The 263-nt window shown below is 46.4% G+C and carries 1 protein-coding gene; it reads right to left on the minus strand.

Annotated elements, in window-relative coordinates:
- Positions 1-263, minus strand: a 263-nt coding sequence (locus tag AB4486_RS26485) for a polysaccharide lyase family 7 protein (RefSeq protein WP_372119741.1), incomplete at both ends; no start/stop codon positions are given.

Consider the following 263-nt stretch of genomic DNA (forward strand, 5'->3'; position numbering starts at 1 on the left):
ACCCGTTGGTGAATCAAGTTCATCGATGCCCTTACTCAGGTCGATTTCATACTTAACGGTATCGTGACGCTCGGTTTCAAACGTTAGGTACATCATGGTGCCTTTCACTTCCACTTTGTAACTAAACTCTTCACCAAGAGCAATACCCGCTTCACCCGGCTCTGCAGGGTTTTCCCACGTGTTACCCCACACTGGATAAGCGATATCGGCACGGTTAGGATCTTTTTTCTCTAGGTTACGTTCATAGTTCCAGAATACTGAAC

The organism is Vibrio sp. 10N.222.55.C6 (assembly GCF_041473395.1).
GTDB classification, from domain to species: domain Bacteria; phylum Pseudomonadota; class Gammaproteobacteria; order Enterobacterales; family Vibrionaceae; genus Vibrio; species Vibrio crassostreae_C.